The sequence below is a fragment of the Rathayibacter sp. VKM Ac-2835 genome (genome assembly GCF_013266705.1).
Lineage (GTDB): Bacteria > Actinomycetota > Actinomycetes > Actinomycetales > Microbacteriaceae > Rathayibacter.
The window spans coordinates 940,937-950,567 of record NZ_JABSNQ010000001.1; the positions used below are offsets into that span (position 1 = coordinate 940,937).

The window sequence follows — 9,631 nt, forward strand, 5'->3', positions numbered from 1 at the left end:
CGCAACGCGAGGAGCCGCCGCCCGCGCGAGGCGGACGACGGCTCCAGTGCAGGGCGGGGGCCTCAGACCACGCGCACCGATTCGGCCTGCGGGCCCTTGGACCCGGTGCCGACCTCGAACGCGACGTGCTGGCCCTCTTCGAGGACCTTGTATCCCGACATGTCGATGGCGGAGTAGTGGACGAACACGTCCTGTCCGCCGCCGTCGACCGTGATGAAGCCGTAGCCCTTCTCAGAGTTGAACCACTTGACGGTTCCGTTCGCCATCTCTCACTCCCAAAGTGCTGTGCTGCCTGCGACACGAGCGATGCGCAGGTGCCTGATTAGGGAGCATAAGCCAGCGTTTCGGCCCGGAATGGGGCGGAATGCGCCCGTGGGAAAGAGTTGTCCGGGATTCAACATGAATTAAACGTGCCGGAAACAGAGCGCCCCCGGGGAGCGGCTCGACTGCCGCGCTCCGAGGGCCCTCCGGGGTCCCGAGCTACTGCGTCGGGTAGTCCGATCCGAGCACGACGACCACGGCGCCGGTCTCGACGAAGTCGGCGGTCAGCACGATCGTCCCGACGCCGAGCGACTGGACGACGCCGAGCGCCGCGCCCTCGAGCCGCGGGTCGGTGTAGTAGACGGTCGTGGCCGCCTCGTCCTCGGTGTTCGCGTTGGCGACCGTGGGCACGCTCCAGCCCGCTGCGGCGAGCGCGTCCCCCGCGCTCGCGGCGAGGCCCTCCGTCGCCGTCCCGTTCAGGACCGCGAGTGCGAGGGTCGGGTCGACGGTCGGGGTGACCGCGGGGGTCGCCTCCGTGTCGACGATGCCGGTCGGCGCCGTGAAGACGTCGTTGAACTGCACCCGGTTGTCGATCACGAGCAGTCCGATGAACCCGAGCAGCACGATCACTCCGGTGGCGAGCGCCGCCCAGGCCAGAGCGATCGCTCGAGCGTGCGGGGCCGGCGGCCGGCGATGGGCGCCCACGCGCCCCTCGGTGGCCGGGATCTCGTCGAAGCGGTCCTTCGGAGCGGTGGTGGTCATCGTCGGTACGGCCGGCCTTCCGTTCGTGGGCCCGAGCAGCTCGTCTACTCGGGACGCCCGAGGCGGCGCGCGGCGCGGGCGTCGGCGCGCCCGTCGCGGATGCGCTGCAGCCGCTTGACGAGCATCGGGTCGTGAGCGAGGGCGGCCGGTGAGGCCAGAACCGCGCTGAGCACCTGATAGTAGCGGGCGACCGAGAGGCCGAACCGCTCGCGGATCGCGTCGTCCTTGTCTCCGGAGCGGGCCGTCCACTCGCCCTCGAACTCGAGGACGCGGCGGTCCCGCTCGGACAGGGCGGAGCCGGTCGTCCGCTCGAAGCCCGTGGTGCCGCTCATGCCTCCAGAGTAGGCAGGGCCGCCCCGGGCGCCGGTGAGGCGCTCCGGTGCATCCCGATGTGCGGGATGCCCGCCTCCTCGAACTCGTCGCCGAACGTCTCGAAGCCCGAGCGCGCGTACAGACCGGCGACGTAGGTCTGCGCGTGCAGGAGGAGGGCCTCGTCGCCGTGCCGCTCCACGACCGCGCGCACGAGGCGGTCGGCGAGGCCCTCTCCGCGGCGGTCGGCACGCGTCACCACGCGTCCGATGACGCGGTGCGCGTCGCGGTGCTCGGCGCGCTCGTCCAGGAGGGTGCGGAGGTAGGCGGCGACGCCCCGCTCGTCCGCGATCCACCAGTGCCGCGTCGCGGGCTCGAGGTCGCGGCCGTCGAGCTCCTCGTCGTCGACCCGCTGCTCGCGGAGGAACACGTCGGTCCGCAGCCGCGCGATGCCGTAGACCTCCTCGGTCGTGAGTTCGCTCCACACCTTCGAGATCACGGAATTCAGCTGCACGGCGGAGAGTTTACGAGAGCAGAGGGGAGGATCCTCCCCCGTACACTGACCAGGATTCCTAGGGAGACCCATGTCGTCGTATTCCGTCAACAAGACCGACGCCGAGTGGCGCGAGGAGCTCGACCGCGAGCAGTACTCCGTGCTGCGCCAGGCCGCCACCGAGCGCCCGTGGACCGGCGAGCTGCTCGACGAGCACCGCGAGGGGCTCTACACCTGTGCGGCGTGCCACGCCGAGCTGTTCAAGAGCGGCACCAAGTTCGACTCCGGCTGCGGCTGGCCGAGCTTCTACGAGTCCATCCGCCCGGACGCGGTGCAGCTGATCGAGGACAGCACCCTCGGCATGGTCCGCACCGAGGTGCGCTGCGCCAACTGCGGCTCGCACCTGGGCCACGTCTTCCCCGACGGCTTCGGCACGCCGACCGGAGACCGGTACTGCATGAACTCGATCGCGATGAACTTCACCACCGAGGGCGAGTGACCGTGTCCGCGACTCCCGTGCTCGAGGCCGTCCTGGCTCGGCGCTCCCGCTCGAAGGTGACCGCGGAGGCGCCGGGGCACGAGGAGATCGCGGCGTACGTCTCGGCCGCCTCGCGGCTCGCCGATCACAGCTCGCTCCGGCCCTGGCGGGTCATCGAGATCCGCGGGGCGGCCCGCGACCGCATCGGCCGCAGCTTCGCCGCCGCGTCCGGAGAGAAGAGGGACGCGCGCAAGCACGTCGAGAAGACCCACCGCGCGTCCCTCCTGCTCGCGGTCGTCGTGAGCGTCAAGAAGTCCAAGGTGCCGGCCTGGGAGCAGGAGGCCGTCGCGTCGGGTGTCGCGCACCTGCTCAGCCTGCTGCTCGACGAGGCGGGCTGGGGCGTCTTCTGGCGCACCGGCTCCTACACCCGCGCCAAGGCCGTGCGGAAGGCGCACCGCCTCGAGAAGGGCGAGGAGCTCCTCGGCTGGCTCTACGTCGGGCGGCCCGACGGCAAGATCGGCGGCCCGAAGCGGCCGACGCCGGCCGAGCGGCATCTGAGCATCCTCGAGCCGTGATCCCGCGGCGCGGGCCGGGGCCGGAGCGGCTCTCGGCCCCGCGATAGGGTGGCCCGGTGCGGCGACGCACCTGCCGACGTGGCGCAATTGGTAGCGCACCCGACTTGTAATCGGGCGGTTACGGGTTCAAGTCCCGTCGTCGGCTCCGTCTCGGTCTCTCGCGCCCTCGATCGACCGCTCCCTCCGCCGGTGCACTGCGGCGCTCCCAGCCGTCCGGCGGCAGGCCCGCGTACGGCAGCCCGCGCAGCCTCCGCGTGATCGGCCTCTCGACGAGGCGGTGGATCAGGGTCGCGGCGACGAGCGAGACGGCGATCGTGCCCGCCACGGAGAGCACTCCCGATCGCAGTCCGACCAGCGCGAGGACGGCGGGCACGGCCGGCCCGATCATGGGGTGGAAGAGGTACAGGCTGTAGGACGCGTCACCCAGGGCGAGCAGCGGTCTCCGGACGACGCGGTCGGCGCCGGGCCGCCGCGCGAGCCGCCGCAGGAGCGGTTCGGCGAGGACCACGGCGATGAACGCGGCGGTGACGACTCCCTTCCGGAAGAGCGCGTCGCGCTGCCAGGAGACGCCGCCCGGCGTGACGCTCGCGACGACGGCGATCGCTGCGGCGAGGCCCAGCGCGACGAGCAGGGCTCGGCGCGCGTTCGGCAGAGCGACGATCCTCCCGATCGCCATGCCGATCGCGAAGTACAGCACGATCGGATCGAAGTAGACCGCCCAGGTGGGCCAGTCCTCCGCGGGCCGGAACGCGTGGCCCGACGCGACGAGCAGCACGATCGCCGAGGCGAAGACGAGGACGTTCCGCCGCAGGAGCAGTCCGAGGGCGAAGACCGCGTAGAAGGCCGCCTCGAACGTGAGGGTCCACCCGACGCCGAGGAGCGGCTCCACCGCGCCGTCCGGGTTGCGGCTGGGGAGGAAGAAGTAGGACGCGACTCCCGACCACGGAGTGAGGGCGGCGTGCAGGACGGCCCCGGGCAGGACGAGGATCGACGCGATCTTGAGGGTGGTGGCGATCCAGTACAGCGGGACGATCCGGATCACGCGGCGGACGGCGAAGAACCGCCATCCGCCCCTCACCTCGAAGGGACCCGCGGTGACCGCCATGACGAAGCCGGAGACGACGAAGAAGACGTCGACGCCCGCGGTGCCCCCGTCCCAGACGGCGATCGAGCCGTCGAGGCGCTCCCGTGCGTAGAACGTGGCGTGCGTGACGACGACGAGCAGAGCCGCGACGAAGCGCAGGACCTGGACGCCCTCGAAGAGCGGCGGTCTCGTCATGGTGGGCTCCTCCCCTAGCGGCGCGGACTCGACGGCAGTCCGGCGTAGCGCATCCCCCGCAGCCGGCGGGTGATCGGCTTCTCGACGAAGCGGTGGATCAGCGCGCCCGCGGTGACCGCCAGCAGCACGGAGCCGACGACGGAGACCGCGCCGGAGCGCAGACCGAGGACGGCGAGGAGAGCGGGCACGGCGGGCCCCACCAGCGGGTGGAAGAGGTAGAGGCTGTACGAGGCGTCACCCAGGTAGAGGAGGGGACGCAGAAGGAAGCGGTGGACCGCGGGCCTCCGTCGTAGCCCTCGGAGGAGCGGCTCGGCCAGGAGCACGGCGAGGAAGACGGCGGCGATGATCCCCTTGCGCGTGAGCCCGTCGTGCTGCCAGGCGGGCCCGTCCGAGGCGACGGTGCCGAGGACGGCCACGGCGAGGGCGACTCCGAGCGCGACGAGCAGCCGTCGGCGCGCGTCGGGCCGGAGGACGATCCCGCCGATCACCATGCCGATGACGAAGTAGAGCACGATCTGGTCGAAGTAGAACGCCCAGGCGGGCCAGTCGTCCCCGCCGCCGCGGAGGAGCTGACCCGACGCGACGAGGATCATGACCGTCGACGCGAAGACCAGGACGGCGCGCCGCAGAAGGAGCCCGAGGGCGAAGACGGCGTAGAACGCCGCCTCGAAGGTGAGGGTCCACCCGACGCCGAGGAGCGGCGCGATCTGACCGTCCGGATCCCGGGTCGGCAGGAAGAGGTAGGAGGCGACGGCGGACCACGGCGTGAGGCCGGCCTGCTGGGCGGCGCCAGGTTGCGCGAGGATCGCGACGACGGTGAGCGTGGTGGCGATCCAGTACATCGGGACGATGCGGATCAGACGGCGGACGGCGAAGAACCGCCAGCCGCCCGCCACCTCGAAGGGAGCGGCGGTCACCGCCATCACGAAGCCGGAGACGACGAAGAAGAGGTCGACGCCCGCGGCACCGCCGCCCCAGACGCCGATGGAGGCGTCCAGGTGCTCGCTCGCGTAGAACCTGCTGTGCGTGAACACGACGAGGAGGGCTGCGACGAAGCGGAGGACCTGGACGCCCTCGAAGAGCGGTCGGTCGGCGGTCGTCCGCATGCCGATCGGTGTCGTGGTCATAGGGGGCCCTCCGGTGAGATCGGGTGAGCCTATCCACGCCCGCGGTCGGCCGGCGCTGAGGCGCGGAACGACCTGTCGTGGATCGCGCGCGGGACCTCGGACCCGCCGCGCGTCCTCCTGCGGCGACGACGTCCGGCGCCCGGCTGTGCACGACGAGGGGCCCCGGTCTCCCGGGGCCCCTCGTGTGTTCCGTCCCGTCTCGGCGGGGTCGCGGATCAGCCCGCGGCGGGCGTCGGGGTCGGCGTGGCCGACGAGTAGGTGTCGGCGGCGGCCGAGAGCACGAACGAGCTGAAGGCGTCGGCGTCGGTGAGCGAGCCGGTGTAGGCCTCGCCGTTGACGAGGACCGTCGGCGTGCCCGAGACGGAGGCGACCTCGGTGCCGGGCAGCGGGCCCGACGTCGCGCGCTCCGTGGCCGCCCGCACCCAGCTGACGAAGGACTGCTCGTCGATGCAGGTGTTCACGGCGGCGGTGTCCTCCACGCCCGCGTCCGCGGCGGCCTGCTTGAGCTCGTCGTCCGAGAGGCCGTCGGTGCCCTCGGCCGGCTGCTCGGCGAAGAGCGCGGCGTTGAAGTCGAAGAAGGAGTCCGGTGACTCGTCGGCGACGCAGGCGGCGGCGTTGGCCGCGCGCTCGGAGTACTTGGTGCCGTTGGAGCGGGTGGTCAGGATGGCGATCGGGTGGATCTCGACCGTGGCGGCACCGCTGGTGACCCACTCCTTGATCTGATCGCCGTTGGTCTGCTCGAACTGGCCGCAGTAGGGGCAGAGGTAGTCGAGGTAGACCCGGATGTCGACGGTGCCCGTGGAGGTGTCGAGGACGCTCGGGGTGGGGCTGCCGTCGGCCGGGATCGCCGGGGTGGTCGAGGCGACCAGGCCCTCGGTGACGAGGACGCCGTCGCTCGCCATGTTGGCGGGGCCGGGGCCGGCCGGGCGGATGCTCGACGTGACGGCGAAGACCACGACCGCCACGATCGCGATCACGACGATCGCGAGACCGCCCTGCAGGGCGAAGCGGCCGACGCGATCGCGGCGCTTCTGCTGCTCGCGGAGTCGGCGGGCCTTCTCGCGCGCGGCCTCTCGACGCTGGTTCTTCGAGAGACGGTCGTTGGCTCCGCCGATGGTCATGACAAGAACGCTCCGAATGAGAGAGGAGGAAGTGCCGCCGGGCTGCGACTCGCCGGAATCCTACGCGCGAGCCCTGGGAAACCTCCAAACGACGGATACCGCCCGCTTCCGGCGGCCGGCATCGGGCACCGACTCCCCGTCCCGGCACCGCGTGGCATACTGTGACGGTTGGTCGGAGTCGCCCACGCGACGACGACCGTCACTTCCATTCACTCGGATCGTCCGGCACGTACCTGCCGGTGAAGGAGCAAGAACAATGGCGTCCGTAACCTATGACAACGCGTCCCGCGTCTACCCCGGGGCCACGCGTGCCTCGGTCGACAAGCTGAACCTCGAGGTCGGAGACGGCGAGTTCCTCGTCCTCGTCGGTCCCTCCGGCTGCGGCAAGTCCACCTCCCTGCGCATGCTCGCCGGCCTCGAAGAGGTCAACGAGGGCCGCATCCTGATCGGCGACCGCAACGTCACGGACGTTCCGCCGAAGGACCGCGACATCGCGATGGTGTTCCAGAACTACGCGCTCTACCCGCACATGTCGGTGGCCGAGAACATGGGCTTCGCGCTCAAGATCGCCGGCATCAACAAGGACGAGCGCGCCGCGCGGGTCCTCGAGGCCGCGAAGATGCTCGACCTCGAGCCCTACCTCAACCGCAAGCCGAAGGCCCTCTCGGGTGGTCAGCGTCAGCGCGTCGCGATGGGTCGCGCCATCGTCCGCAAGCCGCAGGTGTTCCTCATGGACGAGCCGCTGTCGAACCTCGACGCCAAGCTCCGCGTCCAGACCCGCACGCAGATCGGCACGCTCCAGCGCCGCCTGGGCATCACCACGGTCTACGTCACCCACGACCAGACCGAGGCGCTCACCATGGGCGACCGCATCGCGGTCCTCAAGGACGGACTGCTCCAGCAGGTCGGAACGCCCCGCGACCTCTACGAGAACCCGAACAACGTCTTCGTGGCCGGCTTCATCGGCTCGCCCGCGATGAACCTGTTCCACGCGGACGTCACCGACGGCGGCGTCAAGTTCGGCGACACCGTCCTCCCGATCGCCCGCGAGGCGCTCGCGAAGACCACCCAGAAGGTCGTCACGCTCGGCGTGCGCCCCGAGGACGTCACCGTCTCGACCCAGCCCGGCGGCCTGCCGATCGAGGTCGACCTGATCGAGGAGCTCGGCTCGGACGGCTACCTCTACGGCCACACCGAGGTCGAGGGACGCCGCACCGACATCGTCGCGCGCGTCGACGGCCGCGTGCACCCGACCGCGGGCGACCGCGTCTACGTGACCGCGAACCACCGTGTGCACATCTTCGACGGCGAGTCGGGACTGCGCCTCTCCTAGGCTCCGCCCCCGCGCACACGCTGCCGCCGTCTCCTCCGAGGCGGCGGCAGCGTTCGTCCGGGCCCCTCCACCGTCCGACTCACGACACGAACGGCGTGCCATGTCCGGCTCCCTGAACATCACCTCGGCCACGGTCGACCCCGCCCTCCTCGACCTGCCGTGGAACCTGCGGCTGAACGACTGGCCCGACGAGTACATCGCCGCACTGCCCAAGGGCATCTCGCGGCACACGGTCCGCTTCGCGCACCTCTCCGGTCACGTCGTCGCCGTCAAGGAGACGACCGCGGAGATGTCGCGCCGCGAGTACGAGATGCTCAAGACGCTGCAGCGCCTCGACGTCCCGTGCGTCGTGCCGGGCGCCGTCATCACGAACCGCAGCGACGACGAGGGCGACGAGCTGCCCGCCGTGCTGGTCACTCGGCACCTGAAGTTCTCGCTCCCCTACCGCGCCCTGTTCTCGCAGACGCTGCGGCCGGACACGGCCACGCGCCTCGTCGACGCGCTGGCGCTGCTGCTCGTGCGCCTGCACGTCATCGGCTTCTTCTGGGGCGACGTCTCGCTCTCGAACACGCTGTTCCGTCGCGACGCCGGGGCGTTCGCGGCGTACCTCGTCGACGCCGAGACGGGGCAGCTCTACTCGGGCGGCCTCTCCAACGGCCAGCGCGAGAACGACCTCGAGATCGCCCGCGTCAACATCGCCGGCGAGCTGCTCGACCTCGAGGCGGGCGGACGCGTCGACGACGACCTCGATCCGATCACGGTCTCGGACGGCATCGTCGCCGCCTACCGCAGCCTCTGGAAGGAGCTGACCGGAGCGGAGTCGTTCTCGACCTCGGAGCGCTGGCGGATCAACGACCGGGTGAACCGGCTCAACGACCTCGGCTTCGACATCGAGGAGCTCGCGATCAAGACCGACGAGTCGGGCTCGACCGTGCGGATCCAGCCGAAGGTCGTCGACGCGGGTCACCACCAGCGCCGGCTGCTGCGGCTCACCGGACTGGACGCGCAGGAGAACCAGGCGCGCCGGCTGCTGAACGACCTCGACTCGTACACCGCCACCTACGACAAGCAGGGGCTGGACGAGGAGATGGTCGCGCACGAGTGGCTCGCGCAGGTGTTCGAGCCGGTCATCCGGTCGATCCCGCGCGATCTGAAGGGGCGCCTCGAGCCGGCGGAGATGTTCCACCAGCTGCTCGAGCACCGCTGGTTCATGTCGCAGCAGCAGGCGCGCGACGTGCCGCTGGCCGAGGCGGTCACCGCGTACGTGAACGACATCCTGCGGCACCGCCGCGACGAGGCGACGGTCATCGCACCGCCGACCGAGGCGATCACGCTGCCGAACCTCGTGCTCGACGAGGCGGGCGACGCCGAGCTGACCGACGAGGACGCGGACGTCGACTGGATGAAGAACGTCTGACCCCGGCCCGCAGAAGGGCTCGTGCGGATCCTGGATCCGGCACGAGCCCTCCGTCGTCCGCGGCATGTGCTGACGCAGATCTCGTACGCCCGCTGCGCGGCCTCCTCGATCAGCATGCTCGCCCGCCCGTCAGCTCGCCGAAGTCGGCGTTTCTCCGCCGCCGCTCGCCGAAGGCGGCGCCCCCTGCCCCTCCCCCGGCGTCAGCGCGGGTGCCGGTGCGGTGAGCTGCAAGGCGGAGGAGGATGCGATACCGGCGGTATCGCGCCCGACGACAACGCCACAGATCGCCGTGCCGGCGTCAGCGCGGGTGCCGGTGCGGTGAGCTGCAAGGCGGAGGAGGAAGGGATACCGGCGGTATCGCGCCCGACGACAACGCCGCAGATCGCCGTCCCGGCGCCCGCGCGGGTGCCGGTGCGGTGAGCTGCAAGGCGGAGGAGGAAGGGATACCGGCGGTATCGCGCCCGACGACAACGCCG

The 9,631-nt window shown here is 71.1% G+C and carries 11 protein-coding genes and 1 tRNA gene; 5 read left to right on the plus strand and 7 right to left on the minus strand.

All coding sequences use genetic code 11. The features are described from left to right. Positions 1-62: 62 nt before the first annotated feature. From HRK28_RS04345 to HRK28_RS04360, 4 genes are all read right to left on the minus strand, one after another. Positions 63-266: a cold-shock protein gene (locus HRK28_RS04345; RefSeq protein ID WP_123445168.1), complete on the minus strand. Its 204-nt coding sequence runs from the start codon at positions 264-266 to the stop codon at positions 63-65. A 214-nt stretch (positions 267-480) separates the two neighbouring features. Next, positions 481-1,023 (minus strand): LytR C-terminal domain-containing protein, encoded by a 543-nt coding sequence (locus tag HRK28_RS04350; protein ID WP_160087816.1) that lies wholly within the window; start codon positions 1,021-1,023, stop codon positions 481-483. Positions 1,024-1,067: 44 nt separating this feature from the next. Further along, entirely contained in the window at positions 1,068-1,355 is a 288-nt protein-coding gene (locus HRK28_RS04355) for a DUF3263 domain-containing protein (RefSeq protein WP_160087814.1), read from the minus strand. Then, the gene (locus HRK28_RS04360) at positions 1,352-1,846 is read right to left on the minus strand and encodes a GNAT family N-acetyltransferase (RefSeq protein WP_244231789.1); all 495 of its coding nucleotides are present in this window, start codon (positions 1,844-1,846) and stop codon (positions 1,352-1,354) included. Before HRK28_RS04360 ends, HRK28_RS04355 begins: the two co-directional genes overlap by 4 nt. A gap of 70 nt (positions 1,847-1,916) precedes the next feature. Here HRK28_RS04360 and msrB point away from each other — a divergent pair, with 70 nt between their 5' ends. The 3 genes from msrB (at position 1,917) to HRK28_RS04375 (ending at position 3,023) form a co-directional block, all read left to right on the plus strand. Beyond that, on the plus strand, positions 1,917-2,324 hold the full coding sequence (gene msrB, locus HRK28_RS04365; RefSeq protein ID WP_123445164.1) for a peptide-methionine (R)-S-oxide reductase MsrB: 408 nt from the start codon (positions 1,917-1,919) through the stop codon (positions 2,322-2,324). Next, positions 2,321-2,878 carry a nitroreductase family protein gene (locus HRK28_RS04370; RefSeq protein WP_173250526.1) on the plus strand — a complete coding sequence of 186 codons (558 nt, stop codon included), beginning with the start codon at positions 2,321-2,323 and terminating at the stop codon, positions 2,876-2,878. Before msrB ends, HRK28_RS04370 begins: the two co-directional genes overlap by 4 nt. Positions 2,879-2,950: 72 nt before the next feature. Further along, positions 2,951-3,023 (plus strand) — tRNA-Thr (locus HRK28_RS04375). On the opposite strand, the gene HRK28_RS04380 is transcribed toward HRK28_RS04375, so the two are convergent. From HRK28_RS04380 to HRK28_RS04390, 3 genes are all read right to left on the minus strand, one after another. Next, positions 2,997-4,157 carry an acyltransferase gene (locus tag HRK28_RS04380; RefSeq protein WP_173250527.1) on the minus strand — a complete coding sequence of 387 codons (1,161 nt, stop codon included), beginning with the start codon at positions 4,155-4,157 and terminating at the stop codon, positions 2,997-2,999. The two genes, HRK28_RS04375 and HRK28_RS04380, sit on opposite strands and share 27 nt — an antisense overlap. Positions 4,158-4,171: 14 nt before the next feature. Next, positions 4,172-5,284: an acyltransferase gene (locus HRK28_RS04385; RefSeq protein ID WP_173250528.1), complete on the minus strand. Its 1,113-nt coding sequence runs from the start codon at positions 5,282-5,284 to the stop codon at positions 4,172-4,174. A gap of 215 nt (positions 5,285-5,499) precedes the next feature. Next, positions 5,500-6,405, minus strand: a complete 906-nt coding sequence (locus HRK28_RS04390; RefSeq protein ID WP_160087806.1) for a thioredoxin domain-containing protein — start codon at positions 6,403-6,405, stop codon at positions 5,500-5,502. A gap of 256 nt (positions 6,406-6,661) precedes the next feature. Here HRK28_RS04390 and HRK28_RS04395 point away from each other — a divergent pair, with 256 nt between their 5' ends. Further along, positions 6,662-7,738, plus strand: coding sequence for an ABC transporter ATP-binding protein (locus tag HRK28_RS04395; protein WP_123702257.1), 1,077 nt, complete (start codon positions 6,662-6,664; stop codon positions 7,736-7,738). Between the two features lie 100 nt (positions 7,739-7,838). Beyond that, positions 7,839-9,155: a DUF4032 domain-containing protein gene (locus tag HRK28_RS04400; protein ID WP_160087804.1), complete on the plus strand. Its 1,317-nt coding sequence runs from the start codon at positions 7,839-7,841 to the stop codon at positions 9,153-9,155. Positions 9,156-9,631 lie beyond the last annotated feature (476 nt).